Source organism: Cohaesibacter marisflavi, assembly GCF_963665895.2.
In the GTDB taxonomy this organism is placed as follows: domain Bacteria; phylum Pseudomonadota; class Alphaproteobacteria; order Rhizobiales; family Cohaesibacteraceae; genus Cohaesibacter; species Cohaesibacter marisflavi.
In genome coordinates this window covers 33,067-59,933 of sequence record NZ_OY762533.1, presented here as the reverse complement: position 1 = coordinate 59,933, position 26,867 = coordinate 33,067, and the positions used below count along the sequence as shown (strand labels likewise).

At 50.9% G+C, this 26,867-nt stretch carries 24 protein-coding genes and 1 pseudogene; 14 read left to right on the top strand and 11 right to left on the bottom strand.

Features of this window, described 5'->3' with window-relative positions:
- Nucleotides 1-16 precede the first annotated feature (16 nt).
- The 3 genes from istA to ACKPCT_RS00285 all read left to right on the top strand — a co-directional run bounded on the left by istA (nt 17) and on the right by ACKPCT_RS00285 (nt 2,964).
- Entirely contained in the window at nt 17-1,504 is a 1,488-nt protein-coding gene (gene istA, locus ACKPCT_RS00295) for an IS21 family transposase (protein ID WP_448148833.1), read from the top strand.
- On the top strand, nt 1,501-2,256 hold the full coding sequence (gene istB, locus ACKPCT_RS00290) for an IS21-like element helper ATPase IstB (protein WP_319566996.1): 756 nt from the start codon (nt 1,501-1,503) through the stop codon (nt 2,254-2,256). The genes istA and istB overlap by 4 nt, the downstream gene beginning before the upstream one ends.
- 105 nt (nt 2,257-2,361) lie before the next feature.
- Nucleotides 2,362-2,964, top strand: a complete 603-nt coding sequence (locus ACKPCT_RS00285; protein WP_319566995.1) for a TRAP transporter large permease subunit — start codon at nt 2,362-2,364, stop codon at nt 2,962-2,964.
- A gap of 735 nt (nt 2,965-3,699) precedes the next feature.
- Here the strand turns inward: ACKPCT_RS00285 and bla are convergent.
- Nucleotides 3,700-4,582: pseudogene (gene bla / locus ACKPCT_RS00280) on the bottom strand (class A beta-lactamase).
- A 190-nt stretch (nt 4,583-4,772) separates the two neighbouring features.
- On the opposite strand from bla, the gene ACKPCT_RS00275 reads away from it, so the two are divergent.
- From ACKPCT_RS00275 to glnA, 6 genes are all read left to right on the top strand, one after another.
- Entirely contained in the window at nt 4,773-5,645 is an 873-nt protein-coding gene (locus tag ACKPCT_RS00275) for a LysR family transcriptional regulator (RefSeq protein WP_319566993.1), read from the top strand.
- 444 nt (nt 5,646-6,089) lie between these two features.
- Nucleotides 6,090-6,497, top strand: a complete 408-nt coding sequence (gene rnk, locus ACKPCT_RS00270; RefSeq protein WP_319566992.1) for a nucleoside diphosphate kinase regulator — start codon at nt 6,090-6,092, stop codon at nt 6,495-6,497.
- 82 nt (nt 6,498-6,579) lie between these two features.
- Nucleotides 6,580-7,473, top strand: a complete 894-nt coding sequence (locus ACKPCT_RS00265) for a DMT family transporter (protein ID WP_319566991.1) — start codon at nt 6,580-6,582, stop codon at nt 7,471-7,473.
- Between the two features lie 98 nt (nt 7,474-7,571).
- Nucleotides 7,572-8,012, top strand: coding sequence for a TrmO family methyltransferase domain-containing protein (locus tag ACKPCT_RS00260; protein ID WP_319566990.1), 441 nt, complete (start codon nt 7,572-7,574; stop codon nt 8,010-8,012).
- A gap of 108 nt (nt 8,013-8,120) precedes the next feature.
- Nucleotides 8,121-8,459, top strand: a complete 339-nt coding sequence (locus tag ACKPCT_RS00255; protein WP_090075502.1) for a P-II family nitrogen regulator — start codon at nt 8,121-8,123, stop codon at nt 8,457-8,459.
- A 96-nt stretch (nt 8,460-8,555) separates the two neighbouring features.
- Nucleotides 8,556-9,965 carry a type I glutamate--ammonia ligase gene (glnA, locus tag ACKPCT_RS00250; RefSeq protein WP_319566989.1) on the top strand — a complete coding sequence of 470 codons (1,410 nt, stop codon included), beginning with the start codon at nt 8,556-8,558 and terminating at the stop codon, nt 9,963-9,965.
- A gap of 164 nt (nt 9,966-10,129) precedes the next feature.
- Here glnA and tnpC read toward each other — a convergent pair whose 3' ends face one another.
- Together tnpC and tnpB are read right to left on the bottom strand one after the other, a co-directional pair.
- Nucleotides 10,130-11,677 (bottom strand): IS66 family transposase, encoded by a 1,548-nt coding sequence (gene tnpC / locus ACKPCT_RS00245; protein WP_319566988.1) that lies wholly within the window; start codon nt 11,675-11,677, stop codon nt 10,130-10,132.
- Between the two features lie 68 nt (nt 11,678-11,745).
- Nucleotides 11,746-12,051, bottom strand: a complete 306-nt coding sequence (tnpB, locus tag ACKPCT_RS00240; RefSeq protein ID WP_319566987.1) for an IS66 family insertion sequence element accessory protein TnpB — start codon at nt 12,049-12,051, stop codon at nt 11,746-11,748.
- A 143-nt stretch (nt 12,052-12,194) separates the two neighbouring features.
- Here tnpB and ACKPCT_RS00235 point away from each other — a divergent pair, with 143 nt between their 5' ends.
- From ACKPCT_RS00235 to ACKPCT_RS00225, 3 genes are read left to right on the top strand one after another with little or no spacing between them, the layout of a single operon-like run.
- The gene (locus tag ACKPCT_RS00235) at nt 12,195-13,430 is read left to right on the top strand and encodes a tyrosine-type recombinase/integrase (RefSeq protein WP_319566986.1); all 1,236 of its coding nucleotides are present in this window, start codon (nt 12,195-12,197) and stop codon (nt 13,428-13,430) included.
- A complete protein-coding gene (locus ACKPCT_RS00230; RefSeq protein ID WP_319566985.1) occupies nt 13,424-14,338 on the top strand; it encodes a tyrosine-type recombinase/integrase in 915 nt (304 codons plus the stop codon). The genes ACKPCT_RS00235 and ACKPCT_RS00230 overlap by 7 nt, the downstream gene beginning before the upstream one ends.
- Nucleotides 14,335-15,324, top strand: coding sequence for a tyrosine-type recombinase/integrase (locus ACKPCT_RS00225; RefSeq protein ID WP_319566984.1), 990 nt, complete (start codon nt 14,335-14,337; stop codon nt 15,322-15,324). The genes ACKPCT_RS00230 and ACKPCT_RS00225 overlap by 4 nt, the downstream gene beginning before the upstream one ends.
- A 147-nt stretch (nt 15,325-15,471) precedes the next feature.
- On the opposite strand, the gene tnpA is transcribed toward ACKPCT_RS00225, so the two are convergent.
- From tnpA to ACKPCT_RS00195, 6 genes are all read right to left on the bottom strand, one after another.
- The gene (gene tnpA, locus ACKPCT_RS00220; RefSeq protein WP_319566983.1) at nt 15,472-15,876 is read right to left on the bottom strand and encodes an IS66-like element accessory protein TnpA; all 405 of its coding nucleotides are present in this window, start codon (nt 15,874-15,876) and stop codon (nt 15,472-15,474) included.
- Nucleotides 15,877-16,226: 350 nt separating this feature from the next.
- A complete protein-coding gene (locus ACKPCT_RS00215; protein ID WP_319566982.1) occupies nt 16,227-17,054 on the bottom strand; it encodes a carbohydrate ABC transporter permease in 828 nt (275 codons plus the stop codon).
- Entirely contained in the window at nt 17,051-18,169 is a 1,119-nt protein-coding gene (locus ACKPCT_RS00210) for a carbohydrate ABC transporter permease (RefSeq protein ID WP_090075637.1), read from the bottom strand. Before ACKPCT_RS00210 ends, ACKPCT_RS00215 begins: the two co-directional genes overlap by 4 nt.
- A 60-nt stretch (nt 18,170-18,229) precedes the next feature.
- Nucleotides 18,230-19,489: an ABC transporter substrate-binding protein gene (locus ACKPCT_RS00205; protein WP_319566981.1), complete on the bottom strand. Its 1,260-nt coding sequence runs from the start codon at nt 19,487-19,489 to the stop codon at nt 18,230-18,232.
- A 65-nt stretch (nt 19,490-19,554) separates the two neighbouring features.
- Complete coding sequence (locus ACKPCT_RS00200; RefSeq protein ID WP_319566980.1) at nt 19,555-20,649, bottom strand: ABC transporter ATP-binding protein; 1,095 nt, start codon at nt 20,647-20,649, stop codon at nt 19,555-19,557.
- 278 nt (nt 20,650-20,927) lie between these two features.
- A complete protein-coding gene (locus ACKPCT_RS00195; RefSeq protein ID WP_319566979.1) occupies nt 20,928-21,716 on the bottom strand; it encodes an IS6 family transposase in 789 nt (262 codons plus the stop codon).
- Between the two features lie 260 nt (nt 21,717-21,976).
- Here ACKPCT_RS00195 and ACKPCT_RS00190 point away from each other — a divergent pair, with 260 nt between their 5' ends.
- Together ACKPCT_RS00190 and fsa are read left to right on the top strand one after the other, a co-directional pair.
- Nucleotides 21,977-23,392 carry a Glu/Leu/Phe/Val family dehydrogenase gene (locus ACKPCT_RS00190; RefSeq protein WP_319566978.1) on the top strand — a complete coding sequence of 472 codons (1,416 nt, stop codon included), beginning with the start codon at nt 21,977-21,979 and terminating at the stop codon, nt 23,390-23,392.
- Nucleotides 23,393-23,689: 297 nt separating this feature from the next.
- A complete protein-coding gene (gene fsa / locus ACKPCT_RS00185) occupies nt 23,690-24,343 on the top strand; it encodes a fructose-6-phosphate aldolase (protein ID WP_319566977.1) in 654 nt (217 codons plus the stop codon).
- Nucleotides 24,344-24,500: 157 nt separating this feature from the next.
- On the opposite strand, the gene ACKPCT_RS00180 is transcribed toward fsa, so the two are convergent.
- Both ACKPCT_RS00180 and ACKPCT_RS00175 read right to left on the bottom strand, forming a co-directional pair.
- Complete coding sequence (locus tag ACKPCT_RS00180) at nt 24,501-25,448, bottom strand: 2-hydroxyacid dehydrogenase (RefSeq protein ID WP_090075451.1); 948 nt, start codon at nt 25,446-25,448, stop codon at nt 24,501-24,503.
- A gap of 201 nt (nt 25,449-25,649) precedes the next feature.
- Entirely contained in the window at nt 25,650-26,858 is a 1,209-nt protein-coding gene (locus ACKPCT_RS00175) for an aspartate transaminase (RefSeq protein ID WP_090075452.1), read from the bottom strand.
- Between the last annotated feature and the right edge of the window lie 9 nt (nt 26,859-26,867).

Below are 26,867 nucleotides of genomic sequence, written 5' to 3'. Positions count from 1 at the left end.
CGAGGAGATATACACCGTGGAACTCTATAGGAAGGTCCGTTTGGCCTGCTCAGAGGGCATGAGCCAGCGGGAGGCGGCTCGTCATTTCAACATATCGCGCGACAGCGTTCGCAAGATGGTTGCATTTTCGACACCCCCAGGATACCGGCGAGAGAAAGAGATCAGGCGGCCCAAGCTTGATGGCTTTACGGCGATCATCGATGGATGGCTTGAAGCGGACAAGGTCGTGCACCGCAAACAGCGTCACACGGCCAAGCGGATATTCGAGCGGCTTCGTGAGGAACATGGGTTCACCGGAGGCTATACGATCATCAAGGATTATGTGCGCGAGCACGGGCGGCGCAGTCAGGAGATGTTTGTGCCTTTGTCCCATGCGCCAGGGCATGGGCAGGCGGACTCTGGCGAAGCTGTTGTTGTGATCGGAGGTGTGGAGCAGAAGGCGTATTTCTTCGTGCTGGACCTGCCACATAGTGACGCCTACTTCGTGCGGGCCTATCCAGCGGCAACGGCTGGGGCTTGGATGGACGGGCATGTTCATGCCTTTGCTTTTTTTGGCGGAGTGCCGCAATCAATCCTTTATGACAACGACCGCTGTCTAGTCTCGAAGATAGAACCGGATGGAACACGCCTTCGTGCCACGTTGTTCAGCGCGCTGCTGTCGCATTACCTGTTCCGGGATCGCTATGGGCGCCCGGGAAAGGGGAATGACAAAGGCAATGTTGAGGGGATGGTAGGCTACACGCGCCGCAATCATATGGTGCCGATCCCGCACTTTCCTGACTGGGAGAGCTTCAACGCAGACCTTGAAGCCCAATGCAGTGCTCGGCAGGCGCATATCCTGCGCGGTCATAAAGAAACAATCGGCGAGAGATTGAGAGCTGATCTGTCCGCCATGTCACCTATACCAGCCGCTCCCTTTGAGGCCTGCAATCAGACCAGTGGTCGCGTCAGCTCCCAGTCTCTGGTGCGCTACGACACCAATGACTACTCGGTTCCCGTGGCCTATGGCCATCAAGAGGTCTGGGTGCGTGGCTATGTTGACCGGGTGGTGATTGGTTGCCGTGGCGAGGTCATCGCACGCCATCCTCGCTGCTACGATCGCGAGGATATGGTATTCGATCCGGTTCACTACCTCCCTCTGATCGAGCGCAAAATCAACGCGCTTGACCAAGCAGCACCTCTGGCTGGATGGGACTTGCCCGAAGAGTTCGATACTTTGCGCCGCCTGATGGAAGCGCGCATGCTGAAGATGGGGCGCCGTGAGTATGTTCAGGTGCTGCGCCTTCTGGAAAGCTTCGGCATGGATGATCTGCAGGCCGCAGTAAAGCAGGCCCTGAAGCTGGGTGCAATCGGCTTCGATGCGGTGAAGCACCTTGTCCTGTGTCAGGTAGAAAAGCGCCCGGCGAGGCTCGATCTTGATGTCTATCCTTACCTGCCAAGGGCAACGGTCGAGGCGACCTTGGCGGCCGACTATCTGTCCCTAATGACGGAGGCAGCACAATGACCCATGCGCCCGAGATATTGCTTTCCCATCATCTCAAAACACTGAAGTTGCCAACCTTCCTGCGGGAGTATGAGAAGGTGGCGCGCCAATGTGCTTCCGAAGGGCTGGACCATGTGCAATTCCTAACGCGCTTGGTGGAACTGGAACTGATTGACCGTGAGCGGCGGATGATCGAGCGCCGCATCAAGGCGGCGAAGTTCCCGGCTACCAAGAGCCTCGACAGCTTTGACTTCAAGGCAATACCGAGGCTCAACAAGCTGCAGGTGCTGGAGCTGGCGCGCTGCGAATGGATTGACCGGCGCGAGAATGTCATCGCGCTGGGGCCCAGTGGAACCGGTAAGACCCATGTGGCGCTGGGCCTGGGGCTTGCGGCCTGCCAGAAAGGGATGAGTGTCGGCTTCACCACCGCGGCAGCTCTGGTCAATGAACTGATGGAAGCGCGTGACGAGCGCCGCTTGTTGCGTGTTCAAAAGCAGATGGCCAACGTCAAACTGCTGATCATCGACGAATTGGGATTCGTCCCTCTATCGAAAACCGGGGCGGAACTCCTCTTCGAGCTCATCTCGCTGCGATACGAACGGGGGGCGACACTGATCACTTCAAACCTGCCGTTCGACGAATGGACCCAGACCTTCGGAACCGAACGGCTCACCGGAGCATTACTTGACCGACTGACCCATCACGTCAACATTCTGGAAATGAATGGTGAGAGCTACCGCCTTGCCCAAAGCAAGGCCCGAAAGGCCACGTAAACTCCCTCGAAAAAATCGCCACGCAGGCATTCAACTCCCGCTCGGGCTACGCCCTCCCGGCAGTTGAATGCCTGCGGCGCAAGTGGTCGACTTTTACACCGCCTCATGGCTGGTTTTTACTCCGCCGTTGACACGCCAGTCGAAGCTTCTGGAATCGCAGTGATCTACACAATGCTATTGGCTTTTGTAATACACCGGACGACGCAACTCAGGGATTTTCCGAAATTCCTCCTAGAGACCTCTGTCATGACAGGCGCTATCATGATGCTGCTGGCTGCGTCCGCTGCTCTCTCCTTCTCTATGGCCTTTACCGGTATTCCCGCTGCCGTTACCAGCCTCGTTCTTGGCATCTCCGAAAGTCCGATCATCGTGATGCTGATTATCAATCTGTTGCTGATCGTAATCGGTTGTTTCATGGATATCGGCCCTGCCATCCTGATCTTTACACCCATATTGCTACCAATCGCGCAAAAAATCGGCGTAGACCCAGTTCATTTTGGTGTTATCATGATCTTTAATTTGGCAATCGGTACTATCACGCCGCCGGTAGGAACAGGGCTGTTTATTGGCGCTAGTGTTGCTAAAGTTAAGGTGGAAAAAGCTATTGTTGCTCTTCTTCCGTTCTATGTTCTTCTATTCTGTACGCTATTTTTGGTCACTTACTTTCCAGACTTGACCATGGCGCTGCCTCGTTGGTTCGGTCTTTGAGCCGGCTAGAAACCTAATTGGGGTATGAAGCGCCTTTCTGGAGAGGAAAGAAAAGAGGAAAATACGGAATTAGGAGGCTAAGATGGGAGCGAATATAGTCCCAAGGGCAAATTCTAATACTGGCGGTGCTGCTCATATATACACCAGCGTTGGTAACCTGTGTACGAATGACGCTCCGGTCAAAGCCCTCTCTTCCTAGTAATACCTTCTCAGACCCTGTTTTTGAGCAACCTAATAGCATTCTCTTTCACGATATGTGCGACCTTTTCTATAACTGGAGCTTCCACCTCACATTCCTAACGCCGCGCAATGCATCTTTGGCGAGGAGCACTATAGGTTAGCGCCACAATCTCCTTCTTCACAAGCTTCAAATATCTTGACCTTGCACAATCCACAGCATCGATATTCGTTGTCATTTTTTACAGTACTTTCAGCTCGTCGGCTCACTCAGATTTTTTATTGCCTCGTTCAAAGGTACTTGATGCTCCATCAAGAAAGACTCGCATCTATTAAAAAGCATGATGGGACTAACGCTAAAACCGATTTGAGGGCTCGGAACCCCTCTCTTTCTTCAAACCATTGCGTCCTTGTCACCTGCTAGGCTGTGTAATGTTGCCTGAGTTGGAGCAACAGGACTGCTAGTCGCAGGCAAAATCTGCCTCTCTCTAAACAGAGCCAGTTGTATTAGTTTGCTTACTAAAGGATCTGCGGAAGAGAGAGGCATCCCATTTTCTGCTATCGATACTTTTGGATCTCAGTAATTATGGCATGGCCTATGTCTGAAATAGCTTGATTTCTTAGCTTCAAGTCAGCTTCACATATCCGTGATATAGATGGCAGCAAGATAGGGCTGCCCTTCCGGCGTTTCGATAAATGCGACGATGCCTCTTGTGCCGTGCCCACCAGTCCCGGTCTTATCTCCAATGATCCACCCATTGGGCACGTGAGGACGGATAAGTTCGTCGGCAACCCTATCACCAATCATCCATTGCTTCAGACGTGCTGCGGAAGCAGGCTGTAATGCATTGCCAAACAGGAGCTTGCCCAATGATGTCGCAATTGCGCGCGGACTTGTTGTATCTCGCAGATCGAAGGGAGTAGCTTCATTTAATTCGGGTTCCCACCTGTCTAGGCGGGTCGTCATATCTCCAATCCTGTGCAGAAATTCATTCAAGCCATCTGGCCCTTGCACCCGCGAAAGCAATAGGTTAGCCGCTGTGTTGTCGCTCATCGTGAGTGCCGCTTCACATAATCTGTCAACTTGCATTCCGCTCGCCACGTTATTCTTGGTTATGGGTGACCAGAAGACTAAATCCTTATCGCTGTAAGTCATCAGCCCGGATAGGTTCTCACGTCCATCATCAACCCGCCCTAGGATCGCGCCACACAGCAAAATCTTAAACGTGCTAGCCATAGGAAAGCGTTCATCAGCACGATGATTGATTTCCCATTCAGATGACCCGTCGCGCAGAAAAACACCAATGCGGGCGTCAAGCTTGTCTTCCCAGGTTGAGATCGACGTCTTCAGCTCCTGAGCCGCAACGACGCCGGAGAACGTTGCACATAAGGCGATTCCTAGCCCAACATTTCTGATTAACGAAAGGCAGTTTCTTATCATTCATATGCTCCTATAAAATTGTGCGGGAGAGTATTTGGTGATGCGCTTCAACGTGTCAGACCGAAGGGCGCTGACGAGTATGCGAATTTAATCCAACATTAAGTGAAGTCATATTCTGTACTATGTTCTCGACGTGGAATAAGATCAAACGACTAATTTTCGAACATTGAATTAGATTGAGTCATGTTGAATGGATCGCCCCAATATACCACTCAATGCACTACGCACCTTTGAAACAGCGGCAAGACAAGGCAGCTTTACAAATGCAGCGATAGAGCTTCGTGTCACTCAAGCGGCCGTAAGCCATCAAATAGCCCGACTGGAGGAATTGCTCGGTTTTCAGCTCTTTCATCGCAAACGCGGAGCGCTTGAGCTCACATCAGAGGCAAATCTGCTCTTTCCCGTTCTCACCTCAAGCCTTGATCGGATTGGCGGAATACTCGATAGGATTCAGGGGAACCGTTTTGAAGAAACGCTGAATGTAGGAGTCGTGACCACATTTGCCACGGGATGGCTTTTAGATCGGCTTGAAGGCTTCAAGCGCCTCTACCCTGAAGTCCGTATTCGGATATTTACAAACAATAATCGCGTGAATATTGCGCAGGAGGGGCTGGATGTTGCAATCCGGTTTGGCGATGGTAGATGGTCTGGTCTTAAAGCCGAGCCTATCATGACAACGCCTCTCACTCCGTTATGTGCACCTTCTGTTGCATCCAAGCTTGGAGGAAACAAAACCAACTTGTCCAATCATATTCTTCTGAGATCCTACCGTTCCGATGAATGGCCTTTATGGTTCATTGAGGCAGGAATGGCTCCACCGCTCTTGGAAGGACCAGTTTTTGACACATCTGTGGCGATGGCGGATTTGGCTGCTGAAGGATTTGGAATAGCCTTGCTACCAATCAAGATGTTTGAATCCCGAGTGACTACAGGCAGCCTCGTGCGGTGTTTTGAAGAAGAAGTCGTGACGGGCAGTTACTGGATCACTAGGCTTTCCACAAAAGAAAAAAGCTCAGCATATGATGCATTCGAAAACTGGTTGATACAAACATCTTCGTCTTGAGCCAGAATACTTAAATAAACGCATTATTTTAGTAAGATCAAAGATACCGTGTAATTACGCTAGTGCGCACGACCGAGCGGTCGAGGCTTTTGTTGGTACCCTCCGAAGACATTTGAAAAGCTTTTGAGAAAGATGACACCTTTGCAAGAGCTATAATTGGGGAGCTTGCCAGTTGAACAGCTTGACTTTGGTTGTACCCGAGACCACACTAGCTATATGACCTACAGTTGCCCCACCCTCTTTCTCAAACGGATGTGCCTTATCGCAGGCGGGTAGCCCCCGACTCGGACGCGTCGCGCCCGGTCGAGGGGTAGCGGCAACAAGCCATCCGGCGTTCATAGTATCGTTGGTCACGCGACGTTTCACCTGAAAATTTACACTCAGATCCGCACCAACGGATTACAGACTTGCCGCATTTGCGGCAGGCATGGATCAATTGTCGCCATGAGTACAGATGCCATCCTCAAACCAAATATCACGATCACGCAAACTGACGCCAACCGGCTGATGCTGTTGGCCGAAAAGAATGAAAGCACCATATCTTCCGTGGTTGAGGTTCTTTATGCCGAACTCGACCGAGCACGCGTCGTTCCCGACGAGGCCATCAGTAGCGACGTGATCCGAATGGGATCCTATGCGCGTTTTTCCGGGAACTCCGGCCCATCCCGCCAGATAACACTGGTTTATCCGGGCAAAGCTGACATCGCTTTAGATCGGCTCTCCATTCTGACACCCATTGGAGTGGCACTGATAGGCCTATCCAAGGGTCAGTCGATGGATTGGCAAACACGGGATGGCCGCATCCAGCGGTTGGTTGTTGAAGCAGTTACTCCTCCGCTCGAGAAAGCCTGAGCCTTTCGCACATCACGTAAAGGCATCTTCCTACCCCCCTAAAGAACTGAAGAAACATTTAATAAGCAAGGAACAGACGCTCATGAAAGTTACTGGACCGTCATTTGTCTCCAACGACGAGTTAGGCTTTGGCCGCGGACTAGTTTGGATGGCGCTCAGCATGATCTCCTTTATCGGTATGTCGATTGGCTCCCGCGAGCTGGCAAGCTCCCTTTCCATCCAGCAGGTGCTGTTTTTCCGAGCGCTCGTTGGCCTAATTATTATTCTTGTTCTGGCTCGAAAGCTGTTGCCGGAAGTGCGGGAAAAGAAAATGCTGCGCCTGCATTTCATTCGCAACATTATGCATTTTACTGCTCAGTATTTCTGGACGATTGGCGTGGTATTTTTGCCTCTTGCATCGGTCTTCGCATTAGAATTCACAATGCCGATCTGGGTTGCTTTCTTCGCTTGGCTCATTCTTGGAGAAAGGCTTACGGGACCGCGACTTCTTGCCACGATCGGAGGCTTTGTCGGTGTTCTCGTTATTGTGCGGCCAGGAATCAGCATGGTTGATCCTGCGTCAATGTTCGTGCTGTTGGCTGCGGCAGGATATGGTCTATCGCTAATCTGCGTGAAACAGCTAACCCAACAGTGTTCCGCCGGAGCTATCGTTGTCTGGATGATCCTGATCCAATTGCCCTTGGGCTTTGTGCTCGCTCTAACTGACTGGGAGCCGGTTCACTGGCATACTTTGCCCTGGATGGTACTGGCAGGAGCCGGTGCGTTGAGCGCACATTTCTGTCAGGCTCAGGCCCTGAGAATACTGGATGCGTCGGTTGTCATCCCCATCGACTTCCTCCGAGTGCCAATGGCAGCCATTGTTGGCTACTACGCCTATGGCGAGTTCATCGATGTCTGGGTGCTGCTGGGCGGTGCGATTATTCTCTTCTCCAACTATCAGGCGGTAATGACAGATCGGCGCAATCGAGCTGCCTGATATCCGCTTTGCCCCCCCCAAAAAGCTTCACGGCCATCAGAAAACCTTTCTTCTAGCCGGATTAGGCCGCTCCACAAAACCGATAAAGGAACTTCACCATGTTTTATTGCCAACCTCACCCCTATGAGTTGATGCCGATTGGCACGATCTGGGCAACAGATTGTTGCCCGATGGACACCACTTCATGCTCTTATCGAGATTACGATCGCAACTATGTCCTTGAACTGGATGCAGTCTATTTTGATGGCTGCATTGGCCTCGAGACAATCAGCGAGCTGACAATTCTCTACTGGCTTCGAGAGGCAAATCGCAGCGTTCTGAAAAGTAATCCGCCGGACGATGCAGAGGAACTCGGCGTTTTTGCAACTTGCACACTTGACCGTCCTAACCCGATTGGAATCGGGTTAGGACTTGCCCGAAAGATCGAAAAGAACCTCATTCACGTATCTGGAAGACTGGAGTGTCCAACGGGCACTCCCATTCTGGATTTGCGACCGGAGACCCTTTACTGCGGCAGAACGCAGCTACCGCACATTTAACAGCAGTTTGATTGCCAGTTATGCACATATTATGGCTTGAACTGACCACAAAATGTGCAATGTGATTAAAGTGCGTGCAAATTTAATTATTCTTGGAGGCAAGATATCATGAAGAAACTTGAAGCGATCATTAAGCCGTTCAAGCTTGAGGAGGTCAAAGAAGCGCTGCAGGAAGTGGGCCTGCAAGGCATCACGGTGATTGACGCCAAGGGCTTCGGTCGTCAGAGAGGCCATACCGAAATGTACCGTGGCGCCGAGTATGTGGTGGACTTTTTGCCAAAAACAAAGGTGGAAGTTGTGCTCGATGAAGGTCAGGTCGACATGGCCATCGAAGCAATCCAAAAATGTGCCCGGACTGGACGCATCGGTGACGGCAAGATTTTTGTCTCAGATATCGATCAGGTGATCCGTATCCGCACCGGCGAAACAGGCAATGAAGCCGTTTGAAATATTAGCATATCTCTCGATCAGTGTGTTGAAAACAGAAAGCTTACCGAAACCCTGGTCGACCAATCCAAGCGCTCAAGAACAAAGGACACCGGAATGAGCACACCAGCTGAAATTGTGAAGATGATCGCAGATGAAGAAATCCAGTATGTTGATATTCGCTTTACCGACCCGCGTGGCAAGCTGCAGCACGTCACCGTTATTGAAGACCAGGTAGATGAAGACTTCCTCGAAGAAGGCCTCATGTTTGACGGTTCCTCTATCGCGGGCTGGAAATCGATTGAATCTTCCGACATGAAACTGATGCCGGACTGCGACAGCGTTTACATCGATCCGTTCTATGCAGAAAAAACCCTCTGCGTACATTGCTCCGTCGTTGAGCCAGACACCGGCCTGCCTTATGAGCGCGACCCGCGCGGCACCGCAGAAAAAGCTGAAGCTTATCTGAAATCTTCCGGTGTCGGCGACGTAGCATACTTCGGCCCAGAAGCTGAATTCTTCATCTTCGACGACGTTCGTTATGCCAACACCATGAACAAGGTTTCCTACGAAGTTGACGCAATCGACGCTTCTTGGAACACCGACACAGAATTCGAAGCTGGCAACACCGGCCATCGTCCGGGCGTGAAAGGCGGCTATTTCCCCGTCAACCCTACCGACTATGCTCAGGACGTTCGTTCTGAAATGCTTTCAACCATGAAATCTCTTGGTATGAAAGTTGATAAACATCATCACGAAGTGGCGTCCTGCCAGCACGAACTCGGTATGATCTTCGGCCCCCTGACCAAACAGGCTGACGAACAACAGAAATATAAATACGTCATCCACAACGTAGCTCAGGCATACGGTAAAACCGCCACTTTCATGCCTAAACCAATCTATGGGGACAGTGGTTCCGGCATGCACTGCAACATATCCATTTGGAAAGACGGCGAACCCCTCTTCGCTGGCGACAAATATGCTGACCTGTCTGACGAAGCCCTGTACTTCATCGGCGGTATCCTGAAGCATGCAAAAACCCTGAACGCCTTCACCAACCCGTCCACCAACTCCTACAAGCGTCTGATCCCTGGTTTCGAAGCCCCTGTTTTACGCGCATATTCTGCTAGCAACCGTTCCGGCTGCATCCGTATTCCTTGGACGGAATCTCCAAAAGCAAAACGTGTTGAAGCTCGCTTCCCGGATCCATCCGCCAACCCATATCTCTGCTTCTCTGCTCTGCTGATGGCTGGCCTTGACGGCATCAGGAACAAGATCCATCCGGGCGATGCAATGGACAAGAACCTCTACGATCTGCCTGCTGAAGAACTCGAAGGCATTCCAACGGTTTGTGGTTCCCTGCGTGAAGCCATCGATTGCCTGAAAGCTGACCACGAGTTCCTGCTCGCTGGCGACGTTTTCACCAAAAGTCAGATCGAAGGCTACATCGAACTCAAGGAAGAGGAAGTCCAACTGTTCGAACACACACCGCACCCAGTTGAATTCGAAATGTACTACAGCTGCTAACTTGGCATTCTTATAGTATAACTGTTTAAGAGGGCTGACATATGTTTGCTCTCTTTTTGTATTGTTTATTTCGTTCCATTTTAGTATTTATATTTACACCCCAACTATTGTCAATTTTAGTTGCAACGATGAGGGTGTTTGACTGATTGTAACCGCTGTTCGGCTCACACGTTGAGAGGATAGGTCCAGGGCAGGAGCTCATTGATGTCGCTCTGCTTGTGACCATTGACTATGGCTTTGAGCGTTCGTGCCAGCCATGCATGAGGATCGATGCCATTGAGTTTGCAGGTTTCGATGAGCGAGGCGATGATCGCCCAGTTTTCGGCTCCCGCATCATGACCGGCAAAGAGTGCGTTCTTGCGATTGAGGGCAATTGGCCTGATTGTCCGCTCGACACTGTTGTTGTCGATCTCGATCCGCCCGTCGGTGAGGAACAGGCAAAGACCTTCCCAGTATTTGGCGATATAGGCCAGCGCCAGGCCCAGTGGCGATTTCTTCGAGACACGAGCGCGGTGCTGACTGAGCCAGGCTTGCAGGTCTGTAATCAAAGGCGCTGACTTTTCCTGTCGTATTGAAAGCCTCGTATCCGCATCCATGCCTTTGATCTCAGCCTCAATGCGATATAGAGCGGCAATCTGTTCGATGCCCTCCTGCGCAATGGGAGCCGTGCCGGCGCGCGTAATTTCGACCAGTTTGCGCCGCGCATGCGCCCAGCAATAGGCAAGGCGGATATCCTGGCTCCTTCGCTTGAGCAACTGATTGTAACCGGTATAGCCATCCACCTGCAGAATGCCGCTGAAGCCCTGCAATATCTGGTCGGCATAGTGCCCGCTGCGCCCCGGCGCATAGGTGAAGGCCACTCCCGGAGGACCGCCTCCTGCTCTGGTTCCTTGCCAGGGTCGATCATCCCGGGCCAGTGCCCAAAAGTAGCCGGTTTTTGTCCTTCGTTTGCCGGGCTCAAGGACTGGAGCTCTTGTCTCGTCCATGAAGAGTTTGCCTGACCGCTTCAGATCGGCAAGCAGGGCGTCAAAGACGGGCCTCAATTCAAAGGCTGCCCTGCCAACCCAGTCTCCAAGAGTGGAACGGTCAAGGTCGATCCCCTGACGGGAATAGATCTGGGCTTGCCGGTAGAGAGGCAGGTGATCGGCATATTTGCTGACCACAACATGGGCCACCAGATCCTCGGTCGGCATACCGCCTTCGATCAGATGGTCTGGAGCCCTGGCCTGGGCCACACCATCCGTGCAGGATCTGCAGGCATATTTGGGGCGACGGGTGACGATGACCCGGAACTGGGCCGGGATCACATCGAGCCGCTCGGATACATCCTCGCCGATACAATGCAGAGCAGCGCCACACGAGCAGACCAGACTGTCTGGCTCGATCACTTCCTCGATCCGTGGCAGATGTTTTGGCAAGGCCCCGCGATTGGCCGAACGGCGTTTCTTAGCTGTGGTCTCTGTTGGAGAGGGATCTGCCTCATCGGCGGCATGAACCACAGCAATGGCTGTCTCCAGATCCTCAAGAGCCAGTTGGAACTGATCGGGATCAGCCTTCTCCGACTTGCTACCAAAGAGAGCCTGCTTGAAGGCCTTGACCAGCGTCTCAAGCTGGGCGATCCGTTCATCCTTGCGGATGCCATGCGCCTCGCTGGCAATCACCAGCGCCTTCAGGGCGGCAATATCATCGGGAAGATCGGCTTCGGTCAACATGGCCAAAATCTAGCAGATTTCTGCCACCAGGACACAAACAACATCGGGCCCGAGTCATCCTGACGCAGTTATTCCACATCCTGTGGTGCCTGCACTTCCAGACTTCTGACCCGCCGCCAATCAAGCCCGGCAAAAAGGGCTTCAAACTGGGCATGATCAAGCCGCATAAGGCCATCCCGGATCTCCGGCCAGACAAAGCTCTGCTCCTCAAGACGCTTGTAGGCCAGCACAAGCCCAGAACCATCCCAATAGAGAAGCTTCAGCCGATCTGCACGGCGGGAGCGAAAGACAAATACTGTGCCAGTGAAGGGATCCTTGGCCAGTTCGTTCCTGACCAGGGCAGCGAAGCCATCATGGCCCTTACGGTTATGCAAAGCTTTGCATAACCGCAATTATGTTGGGCACGTGATTATGCGAAGTTGAAGAAGCAAAACGGCTGTTTTCTGGGCATTTTCCGCTCCATCAACTCCGCATAACTATACTCACTCTCGATAGTATCATCGAGAGGAGATAAAGGATGGCTTCCCAAAATTGTGATCAGTGTTTCTTGAATCCGGGATCCTTTTCATATTGGATCGACCAGTTCTGTATTGAGCTTAACGCTCAAAGATATTCATCACTGACCATCAAGGGCTATAGGGATTCGGCTCGTCATTTTGCCGTTTGGCTTAAAAGTACCGGAATCCCCATTGGCGGTATTGATGCCCGAGTTGTTCAGCGTTTCGCTGCCCACCATTGCCAATGTCCTGGAGGACGGCAATACCAGCGTATTTCACCAAAATATGCCCGCCGCGCCAGAAAGTTTGTTGTTTTTCTGCAAAACGCAGGTGTCGTACCAATACCATTGAAGGAGGTTCCACCAGCATGCCCAATATTAGACGATTATCAGCATTGGCTACGAATCCATCGTGGCTTATCGGAAAGCACGATTGCCCGTCATCTTCGCATCGTTAACAAATTATTGCCTGAACTTGGCATGGAGACCCATAATTATGATGCCACTCGCGTTCGTGCAGTGGTCCATAAATGGCGGGAGCAGACCAAATCTGCCGACCTGAGAATCATAACGAGCACATTACGAAGTTACCTTCGTTTCCTGGCTGGGGCGGGGCTATGTCGCCCCAACCTTGATCACGCTATTCCACCGGTTCTGCAATGGCGCCTGTCATCGTTGCCCCGATATTTGGCTGCCGCTGATGTAGAGCGCGTCATTGCATCCTGTGACGTCCTTTCCAAAGGCCGCTTGCGGGATCGAGCGATCCTGCTTTTGCTCGCCCGTCTGGGCCTTAGGGCTGGGGATGTTGCGGGTCTCCAGCTCGGTGATATTGATTGGAATTCTGGCATTCTGCAATTGAGCGGGAAAGCCCGTCGCAAGGTTCGGTTGCCATTGCCTCAGGAAGTTGGCGATGCGCTTTTGGCATATATCGAGCAGGAACGGCCGAGCACATCTCAAGATGAGGCCGTCTTCGTCGGAGTGATTGCCCCCTATAGGCCATTCGCACAGTCGAGTTACATCTCGGGAATCGTGGCAAATGCGTTGAAGCGTGCTGGTATTTCCGATGCACCGTCAAACGGTGCCAATCTGCTTCGCCACTCTGCGGCAACTTCCATGCTGCGATCAGGGGCCACGTTGGAGGCAGTTGGCACGGTTCTCCGCCATAGTTCACTCGATATGACCGCGCACTACGCCAAAGTCGACATCATGATGCTCGAGCAAATCGCCCAACCATGGCCGGGAGAATTGGTATGCTAAAACAACTCTTCGATGACTATGTGGCTCTGCACCAATCATTGGGATATAAATTCCGAACCCAGGGCACCCTTCTGCGCAGCTTTGTTTCCTTCGCCGAAAGCCGCGGTGAGCATGTCGTAACAATAACCTCGGTACTGGAATGGGCGGGACAGGCTCCTTCTCCCGAACAACGCCGCAACCGGCTTTTAGAAGTTCGCCGTTTCGCTCGTTCACTTCATGCCGAAGATCCTCGTCACGAAGTTCCTTCTGGTGATATTTTCGGTAATGCCTGCCACAAGCGGCGCGCACCTTATATCTATAGCCATAATGATATCCAACGGCTAATCAGTGAAGCTCGGAGACTTGGCCCTGCCGGTTCAATCAGACCACTTACCTACGCCACGATGTTTGGGCTGATTGCGGCAACAGGCATGCGTGTTTCGGAAGCGATCGCACTTCGGCTTCAGGATGTGACTAATGACGGACTGATCATCGCTCAAACCAAGTTTAAAAAGAGTCGGATGTTGCCACTGCATCCAACGACCCGACGAGCTCTTGATAATTATCTAACGGCGCGCATGAAGGCTCATAGCTCCAGTGACAAACTTTTCATCTCGGATAAAGGCACCCCACCAGCTTATGAGACAGTCGTAACTATATTCCTCAAAATCATGCGCTCAATCGGCTTGCGGGGCAAAGCTGGAACACCGGGACCCAGAATTCACGATCTTCGCCATACATTTGCGGTCCGCTCACTCGAAGACTGTGCTCACGATTCTGAAGCGGTGGCCAGGCACATTACCGCTCTCAGTACATATATGGGCCATGCCCATGTCACAGATACATATTGGTATCTGGAGGCGACACCCGAGCTGATGGCACATTTGGCAGCCGATGGTGAGAGACTGTATTGTGGGGGCACAGCATGACCCAACTTGCTCAACACCTTGCTGCTTTTCTACGTGACCATCTTCCCAATGAACGACGCGCAAGCATTCATACTTGTGATGCATACTCCTATAGCTTCCAGCTGTTGGTGCAATTTGTCTCCAACCAGCTTGATAAGCGACCGTGCCTGCTCCAGATCGAGGAAATCGATGTACCCGCTATCCTGGCTTTCCTCGAATACATTGAACATGTCCGCGACAACAAAGCCAGTTCGCGCAATGCAAGACTGGCCGCCATAAAGTCTTTCTTCCGATATCTTGAGCACCGAGTACCTGTCGTTCTGGATCAAGCACTTCGAGTACATGCCATTCCAATGAAGAAGGTTGATCAGGGGCTTGTAGCGTCGCTTTCGCAAACAGAAGTGCAAGCATTGCTCGCGGCACCTGACCGGCAGACAGCATTGGGCATTCGTGATCGAGCTATGCTGCATTTGGCGTTTTCTGCAGGATTACGCGTTTCCGAACTTGTAGGAATTGGGCTTGATCAATTCGACGCACGATCTCCTGCCAGTGTCCACATTGTCGGCAAAGGGCGAAAGGAACGCGTGCTACCGCTTTGGCAGGAAACAGCTGCGGCAATACGAGCCTGGATAACCATCAGGCCTGAAGTAAGCGACAGCACGCTTTTTCTGAACAATGCGGGACGAATGATGACCAGGGCCGGGTTCGAGTACATTCTCCATAAACACGCTCAAAGGGCCGCCAGCGTTGTACCCTCCCTGGTAGAAAAATCCATAACACCTCATGTCTTACGTCATAGTTGTGCAATGCATATGCTTCAGGCAACCCGCGATATTCGTAAGGTTGCTCTGTGGCTTGGGCATGCCTCGCTCAAGAGTACAGAGATCTATTTACGTGCCGACCCAACAGAAAAGCTCGAGATGCTCGGCGCTCTGGAGCCGCTCGGAATCAAACCTGGAAAGTTCCGGCCACCTGACAAACTGATGATGATGCTATCCGAACGATAGAAAAGTTATGCGGAGTTGATGGAGCGGAAAATGCCCAGAAAACAGCCGTTTTGCTTCTTCAACTTCGCATAATCACGTGCCCAACATAATTACGGAAGTCAACCGGTTTGCTGGCCACCAGGATCCTCACCCGGTTCGAAGGAAGGATCATGATGAACGTGCCAAAGATCGCGCCACAGCGGCTATCCTGCCTGCGCTTGCTCTTGCCTCGAGCCGCACGATCACAGAGCCATATTCGATCTCTGGACGGTCATGGATCGTAACCGGCTCGCCACTCTCTGCTTCCAAATCGCTGCCGGGCTCCTCGACAATCACGCTGGCAAACTCGATCGCGCCTTCAGGCTCCGGCAGCACTAGCTTGCCACGGCGCGCCTGCGTGCGCCATGCGGAAAGGTGGTTTGGCCGAACCCCATGACGCTCGGCAACATCACGAACAAGAGCACCCGGCTGCAGACTTTCTGAGACAATCTGTGCCTTCTTCTCATCCGTCCACTTGCGCGGTCTTCCGCACGCTCTCCGCAAAGGAGTGAGAAACTCCGCTGTACTCTCCATGGAGATACTCCATAAATATCAATATGAAGATCTCATCACAGATCTCGCCCGACGCAGCAATGTGCGGCCGAAACAGCGCTTACGACTGATTTCACCTTCACGCTTAAGCGGGCCATTCGGACGTTAACTTCAGTGTTACTATTTCATGGCGTCTGAACGCGTTACTGACAGTCTCGGAGGATAGCGGCCTTTTCGCAGAGGGTGCATGATTCCGGTGATAAAGGCAGAACTAGTCATTCAAGAGGCTTCTTCCCCTCAGCACCTGCACACGGTTTATCATTTCCGATGCAATCATCAGAACAGGTTTCTCTTGGTAGACGCAACACTGTAGATAAACACAGTTGCTAGGATCACCCTTTAACTGAACCAGCAAGAAGCCCTCTTATGAAATATCGCCCCATTACGATATAAATGAACAAGACGGGAAGAGCCGCCAAGATTGAACCTGCCATCGGCAAATTCCAGCTGACGGCCTGTCCGCCTGCCAACTGGGCAAGACCGACTGTGATCGGATTTGCCGAGTGTCTCGTCAATGTGATTCCCCACAGGAATTCATTCCAAATCTGTGTCGATTGCCAGATGGACGTAACGACAAATCCGGGAATGGAAAGAGGGAAGATAACCTGAGTGTAGATAGAGAAGAAGCCAGCACCGTCCAAGGTCGCGGATTCGACCAATGAGTCAGGTATCTGCATGTAGAAATTTCGGAAAATGAGAGAGGTGATCGGCAGGCCATAGACAACATGCGCCAATATCAGCCCCGGCAAACCGCCATAGAGGTTCATTGCTCTCAATGTCTGAAACAGCGGGATAAGAATGACCTGATAAGGAATGAACATCCCGAATAGCAATAGCGTGAATATCAACTCGCTACCCTTGAATTTCCATTTTGAGAATACGTAGCCGTTGATGCTCCCCAGAGCGATTGAAATCGCTGTTGCGCAAATCGTCAGGATAAAGGAATTGATTATGTTCGGTTTCAACAAGGCGAAAGCTTCACTGAAGCTTTTCCAGTTTAATACTGCAGGGAAATCCCATGAATGGGGCAAACTGATTTCCGATGGATCTTTCAGAGCTGTGATCAATGTCAGATATGCAGGCAGCAAATAGACCACAACCAGAAGCAATAGAACCACATACAGGGCTACTCGAGACGGTTTGACCGTTTTCTCTTTCATGCTCTTTCGTCCTTATTGCGATAGCTGCTTATCAGATATGGAATGATAAACAGGGCAGCAAGGAAAAATAGAAGCATTGCAATTGCGGCCCCTCGAGCAAAATCATTGGCTCTGAATGTGGTCAAATACATGTTCAGGGCCGGATGGCCGGTTTGACCATTATCAGGCCCAGTCATGGCGAAGATCAGATCGAACATCTTCAATGAAATATGACTTAGAATAATGATAGCCGAGATCGTAATCGGCTGGATCAGTGGAATGGCAATATGCCGATAATAGTTGAAGGTACTTGCACCATCCAACATCGCTGCATCACGCAGATCCTGAGAAATACCTGTAAAACCGGCGAGATAAAGCGCCATTGTATATCCGGAATACTGCCAGATTGTAGCCAGAATAATACCGGTCGTCGCCAGATTGAATCCGTGCTTTTCTTCCATAATCAGCGCTTTTGGCAACATATCGCCAAATAGATAAACCAGAATCCCGATGACAATACCAGCGACCAGCCATTTTGCCGCATGTTTGCTTCGCTTTCCCAGTAGCCACAAACCGATCACAATAAGTACAATACTGATAACATTAAATGCGAATGACAAAATGTTTTGCCAGTCAAACTGAAGGATTGACTGTGTACTGGAGAGCCATCTGAAATTGAACGGCTCGGCTCCGACATAGGTTGGGAGCACATTGACCCCGCCACTTGGCGCCAACAGCCAGCGCCAGATTGTACCGGTAACAATGAAACTCAACGACATTGGATATAAGAAAACAGTGCGAAAAAAACCTTCGGCTTTGGGCTTGTTATCCAGCAAGATCGCAATGAACAGGCCAACGCCTATGGCTCCGATGAGCAGGAATACCGAATAGAATATGGCATTGACCAAATCCTGCCTGAAGCCTGAACTCAGAAACCCGACAAACAAATCCTTGTAATTGTAAAAGCCGACATAATTTTTCTCCGGATTTTCGGATAATGCGCCAACTCCGCCCCAATCGGTCAGGGAGGTCCAAAAGGTATTTCCTATAAATCCATAGACAAAAATGCCAACCAACAAGATCGATGGCAGTAAAGTGACGCCAGCCAATATTCTGTCTTTTGATACTGTTCGCATTTTTCGCACGCCTGACATTGGGTTCTGCGTACCCTTCGGCACGCAGAACTTTTTATTCAATTATTGGCCAATTTTATTTTTGGTCGCAATTTGTTGCGCCAACTCAGCAGCAACCTTGGAGTCGCGTGTTTTCAGGAATGTTTCCATGACTGAAGCAAAATCATTCATGAAGCCTTCATTCGCAACAACGCCGTGTGCCAAAGAGCCAATGATTGTGTCTCTGGCAAAATCAGCAGCAGCTGACTCAGCGTATTGGTTATATTTAGACAGATCACTATCCTTGCGCGGTGAAATGGATCCCTTTAGTGGGTTAAACGCATCAGAGCCTTCTTTCGAGCCAAGCAATGCCAACCAGTTCAGAGCATTCTCCCGATGGACGGCGCCCTTTGGAAGTCCAAAACTGTCTGCAAGGAATATGAAATTACCGCTTGTTCCCGGTGATGGCAGCCAACCGAAACCGGTATTCGGTTCCAGTTTCTTGGTTGTATTCAGATAGCCTGCAGCCCAGTCACCCATAATGTTAAATGCAGCACGGCCATCTACGACCATATCGGTTGCCTGCTGCCACGAGAGGGAAGAAAAATCATCATTGGTATATTGCAGGATTTTTCCAAAGAGATCCCAGGCTGCTACACCTTCAGGACTATTGAACTTCAGATCGCCAGACCAAAGGCTTTCCCACTTTTCTGCGCCCAATGAAGCCAACGCGACAGATTCCCATAGGTGATTGGCTGTCCAATTTTGACCCATGGAAAGAGGAACTACACCCTGTTCTTTCAGTTTTGGTGCAACAGCAAGGAACTCGTCCCAGGTCTTCGGTGCCTCAATACCCCATTTTTCCAGATTTTTCGGGATAAACCAAATATCGTTTGACCGATGGATATTGACGGGTACAGACCAGATGCCCTTGTCGGTACCAATCAAGCTGACCAGACCTTCTGGGAAGATGTCTTTCCAACCCTGTTCGTCAAACAACGGAGTCAAATCTTCCATCCGATCTGATTTGACCCATGTTCCGATCAGTTCCTGTCCGGCATGAACCTGAAAAGAATCTGGTGGTTCTCCACCCAGCATTCTGGTTTTGAGAACAGCCTTTGCATTGACCCCCGACCCACCGGTTACAGTGGCGTTGATGAGTTTCGTATCAGGATATTTCTCATTATACAGCTTGATCAGCGCTTCCAGCGCAGGCCCTTCATCTCCTGCCCACCAAGAAAAAATTTCCAGTTCATTTTTCTGATCTGCTGCATAAGCGCTTGCACCCAATGTCAAACCTAAAGCTGCTAAAGCACTTGTAAGTAATAGAGTTAGCTTTTTCATCTTATCCTCCCAGATAGAGTCATATTCGATCTGAAATGACCTTTGAGGTCATTTTAATCATGGCATCACCAATCCAATGCCAAATTTGTCTCTGGATCGAAAACAAACAACCGGTCCAGATCAAACCCCAGTTTCAGTTTCGTACCTGGATCGACTTTATGTCTGCCATCCAGTTCGGCAACCATCGAAGTACCATTGATGTCAAATTCCAGAAGCGATTGCCCTCCAACAATTTCTGAAAACAAGACCTGCACATCATATTGCCAGGCAGGGGCAAATTTATTTACGGCTTCTTCTGCGGCAATGGCGTCCGGTCTGATCCCTGCCAGTACTTTTCTCCCGATCTCCAGTGCTGTTTCATGAGGAAACGGCAGGAACATTCCGTTCTCACAGAGAATGCCTTTGGCTCCGCCCTGTTCGGCGACCTGCCCTGCCATGATATTGGTCGGGGGATTTCCGATAAATTTTGCAACAAATACGGTTTTGGGTTTTTCAAAAACCTCAATTGGCGTTCCAACCTGATGAATTGTGCCATCCTTGATAACGACAATTCTGTCTGCCAAGGTCATCGCTTCAACTTGATCATGCGTGACATAGATGGTGGTTGTCTTCATTTTGATATGGAGCTTTTTCAGCTCCATGCGCATTTGTGTACGTAGCTGCGCATCAAGATTTGATAATGGTTCATCAAACAGGAACACATCGGGGTCTCGAACGATTGCGCGTCCCATGGCCACGCGCTGTCGTTGACCACCAGAAAGCGCAGCCGGCTTTCGATCAAGATATTGCGTCAATTCCAGAACCTTGGCGGCCTGTTCCACTTTCTCTTTGATCTCATTACGGCTTAGCCCTGCCATTTTCAGACTGAAGCCCATATTGTCGAATACGTTTTTATGAGGGTACAAAGCGTAATTCTGGAATACCATCGCAACATTACGCGATTTGGGATCTATATCATTTACGACCCGATCACCAATACGCATTGTTCCATCTGAAATTTCTTCGAGCCCGGCAATCATTCTCAGAATGGTCGATTTACCGCATCCGGAAGGGCCGACCAAGACAACAAACTCATTGTCCTTAATGGCAAGATCTATACCGTGAACTGTTTCAAAACTGCCGTAGCGTTTAAATACCTTTTCCAGCACAACTTTTGCCATGGCAGCCAACCTTCATTTGATTTGATACAATTTACGCAGGCTTAATTTCTAACGAATGCCTAGCTCTGCAGTACAAACCGTATTGTACTCAACCTATAGGTTCATACTGATCCTACCGGGGCAGCTAGTCAATGGTAGTCTAAAGAACATTTAGTGAGACCAAACAATACTCAACTTCTTAATCATTTAACCAGTCTCTGAACGGCTTCTAGTGCACTTGGGCAAGATGCCAGGTGCCTGCCAACCACGGACCTAATGGGCGCGTCGCAAAGTTTCAATTAGGCCCTGTTTGTGCTGTGATCAGCGTCATTTCCATCCTTCGTTAACTTTTTTTGAAGTCCGAAGAGGAGAGCAATGAGATCATTCTGTTCACGAACAGTCCACTGGCCTGCGAAGTCAAAACCTTTCTTCAACCACAGCATTGCCTCGAAACCAGCAATGATTCGTCTAGCTGTGTGGAATGATTGGAAACCACCAACCTTTGGCATATTCTTCTTGACCCTGAAATGATCGCTTTCTATGCGCTGCTGCAAATGCTTGGTGACATAATGGACAGGGTCCGGCCTCAGGTGGCCTTTGTCGACCGATTGTTTGATCGTTGACGGGAATGTATTGGCGCTATCAGTGCCGATCTTGCCCGGTGACAAGAGCGGCTCTTCCTTGAGCATCTTGTTGAAGAAACGCTTTGCTGCCCCAAGGTCTCTCTTCGCTGTAAGCAGGAAATCAACAGGATTTCCGTGCTTGTCTATGGCCCGGTACAGATATTTCCAAACCCCACGAACCTTGATATAGGTTTCATCAATCCGGCTTGATCCGCAGTGGGGCTTTCGAAACCGGCGTAACCGTTTCTCGATGAGCGGAGCATAGGCCAGGACCCATCGGTTGATTGTACTGTGGTCAACTTTAAAGCCGCGCTCAAGGAACATTTCTTCCAGATCCCGATAGCTCAGTGGATACCGCAGATACCAGGATACCGCTTGTATGATCAGCCATGCCTCAAATTGTCTGCCTTTGAAATCATCTTTCGATTTCCGTTTTAGTTTTTCGGCAATGGCATTGAGAATCATACGGTGCTCCTTCGACAAATCGGAGCACCTTCTCACCGCACAAATCTCAAATCCTGGTTAACGACAAAAGTTTGCGACAAGCCCCTTCACATCATAAAACCGGTTGGCACCATAACCAAACAGTCTTGGAGCCCATTTCCCGCCAGTATTATGCTTTGCTTGTATCAGCTTTTCCAATTGCCATTAGCCAATATTCGCATGCGGTAAAGCCAATCGACAAGCATTATAATCTCCAATCCCGGAGCTCGGGAGGAAAAACCGTGCCCAATATTTCTGAGAACTCGATACTACGCAGTGTCGACAAGCTATTCGATCATTCATCCTCTTTGTGCCACTTGGAAGATGGCATCAAAGAGCGCATCAAGTCCTGCAACCTGACCGTAACAATCCGCTTCGGTGTCAGACTTCGCGGGCGAGTATACAGCTTTACGGGCTGGCGTTCCGTTCACAGCGAGCATCAGCATCCGGCCAAAGGCGGCATTCGATATGCAATGAATGTTGATCAAGAAGAGGTTGAAGGTCTAGCTGCACTGATGACCTACAAGTGCGCCCTGATCGGCATCCCATTTAGCGGCTCCAAAGGCGCTTTGCAGATCAATCGCAACGATTGGGAACCGCACGAACTGGAGCGCATCACTCGACGTTTCACACAGGAATTAGCCAAACGAAATCTGATCGGCCCTAGCCAGAATGTTCCCGCCCCCGATATGGGTACTAGCGAAGTGGAAATGGCATGGATTGCAGATGAGTACCAACGGCTCAATCGGTTGGACATCAACGCAGCGGCATGCGTGACTGGTAAACCCCTAAACTCTGGTGGCATTGAAGGACGCATTGAGGCAACCGGGCGCGGCACCCAATACGCCGTTCAAGAGTTCTTCCGCTCTTGGCCAAATCTGAATAAATCAGGCCTGACGCCCGAATTGAAAGGCAAACGCATCATTATTCAGGGATTGGGTAATGTGGGCTACCATGCAGCAAAGTTCCTTTCAGAAGAAGACGGTTGTCTCATTCAGGGTATCATTGAGCGGGACGGAGCAATCTATCGTGAACAAGGGCTTCCTGTCGATGAAGTCCGTGCCCACATGAACCGCACCGGAGGAGTGCGCGGTTTCCCTGATGCCGACTTCATCGAGCACGGTCAGAGCTTGTTGGAAAAGGAATGCGACATCCTTCTGCCAGCAGCTATGGAGAATGTCATCACTTCGGAGAATGCCCCCCGCATCAAGGCTCCAGTCATCGTGGAAGCCGCCAATGGCCCGACCACCTATGATGCAGACAAGATCCTCAAAGAGCGCGGCGTCGTTATTCTGCCAGACATCTATGTCAACTCCGGCGGCGTCACAGTCAGCTATTTCGAGTGGATTAAGAATCTGGGCCATATGCGTCTGGGGCTTCTCGATCATCAGCGTCAGGAATCCCAAAACCGCCAGATCGCCGAAATGCTCGAATCCATGACAGGCGTCAAGATTCCGGAAGAACAATGGAAAGCTTTTGTTCGCGGAAGTGAAGAAATTGACCTTGTGCGCTCGGGCCTCGAGGAAATGATGCGAAAGGCCTTCGGCCACATGCTGTCCGTTTATCGGGAGCGCAACGGTGTTGATGATCTGCGTACTGCTGCATACGTGCTAGCGATTGAAACTGTTGCCAATGCCTACAAGTCCAGCGGCATCTGAGCAAACTTTGAATATAACCCGAGACGGAAGGAACCCTTTAGCCTCGGGTTAAATGTGTGACCCACCGGGAATCTGAGCGCGCTTAGATTAGCGCTACAGAGGCTAGCAATCCGGCCATTGGCGGGGATGAGAAAACCGGCTTTATGTAGAACGAGGATGTCGACCAAATCGTCGTAGATGCCTGAATATGCTCTTCAGAAGAGCTTACCATCCACACCATTCCCATAACATCAAAATAGTCTGCGTGCGTGTCTTTTCTTGATCGAGTAGAACGGATACGCTCAAGAACGAGAACTCATGAAATTTTTCGTGGATACCGCTATTGTTAGCGACATCGTTGAGCTGAATGATTATGGTCTGGTAGATGGTGTTACCACTAATCCCAGCCTGATAGCCAAATCAGGACGCGACTTTAAAGAAGTTATTGCAGAAATTTGCAATACTGTTTCTGGCCCGGTTTCAGCAGAGATCGCTTCCATGGATTTTGATACCATGATGGCGGAAGCAGGTTGCTTGAGCCGAATCGCTCCAAACGTAGTCATCAAACTGCCCCTGACGCTTGATAGTCTAAAAGCTTGCCGAAAACTTAGCGATAAGGGTATCAAGACCAATGTCACCTTGTGCTTTGCAGCCAATCAGGCCCTTCTGGCCGCCAAGGCCGGTGCAACTTACATTTCGCCATTCATCGGTCGTCTGGATGATCTCAATCTGGATGGCATGGATCTTATCCGCGAGATCCGCGCTATCTATGACAGTTACGACTTCAAGACAGAAATTCTTGCCGCGTCCATTCGGACTGCAAACCACGTAAAAGAAGCAGCTAAGGAAGGGGCGGATGTGGCAACCATTCCCCCAGCGGTCATCATGAGTCTTGCAAACCATACGCTGACAAACAAAGGACTCGACCAATTTGCTAAAGATTGGGAAGCGACAGGTCAATCCATTCTCTGAAGAGAGCAGCGTCAACTTCGGCTCCTCTTGTCAGCAAAACAGTTCGAGCCACGCCCCCATCCTGAAGACGAAGAGCTTCCAGAAGGAGAAAGCCCCGGACCATATTAGGCCGGGGCTTTGTTGCCTTTAACTCAGGGAAGTGTTTTCAGCAACAACCTCAAAGAACCGGAGTTGGCAGAGGTTTCTTGTCAAACTGGGCGGCAAGGTTGTCATAAACAAGCTTACCCATCGCTTTGCGGGTTTCAATTGTGCCGCTGGCGTGATGCGGTTGCAGCAAGACATTATCCAGCGCAAAAAATCGCGGATCGACGTCAGGCTCACTGTCAAACACGTCCAGACAAGCAAAGCCGAGAGCCTTGCTCTCCAGAGCATCCAGTAGAGCCACTTCATCAATATTCGATGCACGGGAAATGTTGATCAACATGCCTTCCGGTCCAAGGGCTTCGATGACTTCCTTGCCCACAATACCCTTGGTTGCAGGACCACCCGTAAGGGTCACGAAGAGAAAGTCGACTTTCTTGGCCAACTCAACCGGGTTAGCCACAAAGATCCAGTCTTTGGCAAAATCACGCTCTTCAAGGTCGCTATAATGGATTTCCATGTCGAAGGCGGCACAGCGACGCGCAACTTCATAGCCGATGCGCCCCAACCCCAGAACACCAACGTTCTTTCCAAAGACCCTGCTCTTTAATGGATAGAGCCCCTTGTTCTTCCAGCTGCCAGTGCGCACCCACTCTTCAGCTCCGATAACACCTCGTGAAGCAGCCAGCATCATCGCCATTCCAAGATCGGCCACATCTTTTGTCAGCACATCTGGGGTATTGGTGACGCGAACACCAGCAGCTTCGGCTGCCTTCAGATCAACGGCATCATAGCCCACACCATAAACCGATATGATCTCGAGATTAGGCAAAGCCTCAATCAAGCTCATATCGGCCCCGAGCTCACCGCGTGTTGCAATGCCTCTGATTTGCGGCGCACATTCGGACAGAAATGCGGCTTTGTCTTCCGCTTCGAAATAACGATGCATGACGAATCGCTGTTCCAGTCGCTCCATGTCCCAGTCCGGATAGGGACCAATTTGCAAAATATGCGGTTTTTCCATGTTTTGTTCCTCCTGAGCCCAGGATTTTCCCTTCACTTTAAAGGTCACAGCCTAAACAGCAGTTCCTTGACCTAACCTACAGTTACACCTCATGGTCAAAGGAAGGGTTGCCTGAGATATGAAATGTCCTGCGAGAAAAAAATGGAGCCAGCGACTAGAATAGGGCTGCTAAACTGGCTCCATTTGCAAGTTGGCTATCTCCTAGGACAGCGCGCTACATGCCTTGATAATTCTCTCACACCCGTCACGGATCACGTCTTCGCTGGTGGCAACAGAGATCCGGAAGTAAGGTGACAAGCCGTATGCTGTGCCTGCGATAACAGCGACGCCTTCGCTTTCCAGCAGGTAAAGCACGAAATCTCCATCGTCCTTGATTACCTGACCATCAGGCGTTTTCTTCCCGATAACTCCGGCACAATTTGGATAAACGTAGAATGCCCCATCAGAGCTGCGGCAGCTAAGGCCGGGGGCGGTATTGAGAAGCTCAACAGCCAGTTCGCAACGTTTCCGATAAACCTTCAGCCACTCGCCCACTTCCTTCTGATCACCGGTCAGTGCGGCCACTGCTGCTGCCTGACTTACGGATGACGCACAGGAAGCCATCTGCGACTGCAACGTGTTGATGGCCTTTACAAGTGGGGCAGGACCAACACCGTAACCGATACGCCAGCCAGTCATGGCATAGGTCTTGGACACGCCATTAATCAGGAAGGTGCGATCGATAAGGCCAGGCTCAACAGAAACCGGGCTAGCAATTCTGGCATCAGTGAAGACGATCTCGTCATAGATATCATCGGTCAGAAGCCATACCTGCGGATGACGCATCAGGACGTCGGTTACCGTCTTAAGGTCTTCTGCCGTGTAAACCGCACCGGTCGGATTGCTCGGTGAATTCAGAATGAGCCAGCGTGTGTTGGGCGTAATCGCGGCTTCAAGAGCTTCAGCCGTCAGCTTGAAACCATCCTCCTCAACGCACGGAATGATAATCGGATTACCACCGCAAGCCAGTACCATATCCGGATAGGAAACCCAGAATGGTGCCGGAATAAGCACATCATCACCCTTGCCAACAGTCGCCATCAACGTGTTGAAGATTACCTGTTTGCCCCCATTGCTGACAGTGATCTGGTCCAGTCCATAGTCCACCCCCGTGAACAGCTTCATACGGGCTGCAATAGCTTTGCGCAGCGGCACAGTGCCGGGAACTGCGGTATATTTTGTTTCCCCTGCCATGATGGCAGCACAAGCGGCTTCCTTGATCGACTGTGGGGTGTCGAAATCCGGCTCTCCAACAGTCAGGTTGACGATATCGCGCCCCTCTTCACGCAGCTGACGGGCACGATCTGCTGCGGCCGTGCTGGGGGAGGGTTTAATGCGCTGGATGCGCGCAGCGAGCTTGAGTTCAGACATGATGTCCTC

Excerpts from the sequence above, each read along its gene's own strand:
- ACKPCT_RS00260 (WP_319566990.1), top strand. The coding sequence starts at position 7,572 with ATGTTTTATTGCCAACCTCACCCCTATGAGTTGATGCCGATTGGCACG.
- ACKPCT_RS00265 (WP_319566991.1), top strand. The coding sequence starts at position 6,580 with ATGAAAGTTACTGGACCGTCATTTGTCTCCAACGACGAGTTAGGCTTT.
- ACKPCT_RS00225 (WP_319566984.1), top strand. The coding sequence starts at position 14,335 with ATGACCCAACTTGCTCAACACCTTGCTGCTTTTCTACGTGACCATCTT.
- tnpA (WP_319566983.1), bottom strand. The coding sequence starts at position 15,876 with ATGGAGAGTACAGCGGAGTTTCTCACTCCTTTGCGGAGAGCGTGCGGA.
- ACKPCT_RS00275 (WP_319566993.1), top strand. The coding sequence starts at position 4,773 with ATGGATCGCCCCAATATACCACTCAATGCACTACGCACCTTTGAAACA.
- ACKPCT_RS00230 (WP_319566985.1), top strand. The coding sequence starts at position 13,424 with ATGCTAAAACAACTCTTCGATGACTATGTGGCTCTGCACCAATCATTG.
- ACKPCT_RS00200 (WP_319566980.1), bottom strand. The coding sequence starts at position 20,649 with ATGGCAAAAGTTGTGCTGGAAAAGGTATTTAAACGCTACGGCAGTTTT.
- ACKPCT_RS00195 (WP_319566979.1), bottom strand. The coding sequence starts at position 21,716 with ATGATTCTCAATGCCATTGCCGAAAAACTAAAACGGAAATCGAAAGAT.
- ACKPCT_RS00285 (WP_319566995.1), top strand. The coding sequence starts at position 2,362 with ATGGCTGGTTTTTACTCCGCCGTTGACACGCCAGTCGAAGCTTCTGGA.
- ACKPCT_RS00255 (WP_090075502.1), top strand. The coding sequence starts at position 8,121 with ATGAAGAAACTTGAAGCGATCATTAAGCCGTTCAAGCTTGAGGAGGTC.
- ACKPCT_RS00235 (WP_319566986.1), top strand. The coding sequence starts at position 12,195 with ATGGCTTCCCAAAATTGTGATCAGTGTTTCTTGAATCCGGGATCCTTT.
- glnA (WP_319566989.1), top strand. The coding sequence starts at position 8,556 with ATGAGCACACCAGCTGAAATTGTGAAGATGATCGCAGATGAAGAAATC.
- ACKPCT_RS00215 (WP_319566982.1), bottom strand. The coding sequence starts at position 17,054 with ATGAAAGAGAAAACGGTCAAACCGTCTCGAGTAGCCCTGTATGTGGTT.
- istB (WP_319566996.1), top strand. The coding sequence starts at position 1,501 with ATGACCCATGCGCCCGAGATATTGCTTTCCCATCATCTCAAAACACTG.
- ACKPCT_RS00180 (WP_090075451.1), bottom strand. The coding sequence starts at position 25,448 with ATGGAAAAACCGCATATTTTGCAAATTGGTCCCTATCCGGACTGGGAC.
- ACKPCT_RS00175 (WP_090075452.1), bottom strand. The coding sequence starts at position 26,858 with ATGTCTGAACTCAAGCTCGCTGCGCGCATCCAGCGCATTAAACCCTCC.
- ACKPCT_RS00205 (WP_319566981.1), bottom strand. The coding sequence starts at position 19,489 with ATGAAAAAGCTAACTCTATTACTTACAAGTGCTTTAGCAGCTTTAGGT.
- rnk (WP_319566992.1), top strand. The coding sequence starts at position 6,090 with ATGAGTACAGATGCCATCCTCAAACCAAATATCACGATCACGCAAACT.
- tnpC (WP_319566988.1), bottom strand. The coding sequence starts at position 11,677 with ATGTTGACCGAAGCCGATCTTCCCGATGATATTGCCGCCCTGAAGGCG.
- fsa (WP_319566977.1), top strand. The coding sequence starts at position 23,690 with ATGAAATTTTTCGTGGATACCGCTATTGTTAGCGACATCGTTGAGCTG.
- ACKPCT_RS00210 (WP_090075637.1), bottom strand. The coding sequence starts at position 18,169 with ATGCGAACAGTATCAAAAGACAGAATATTGGCTGGCGTCACTTTACTG.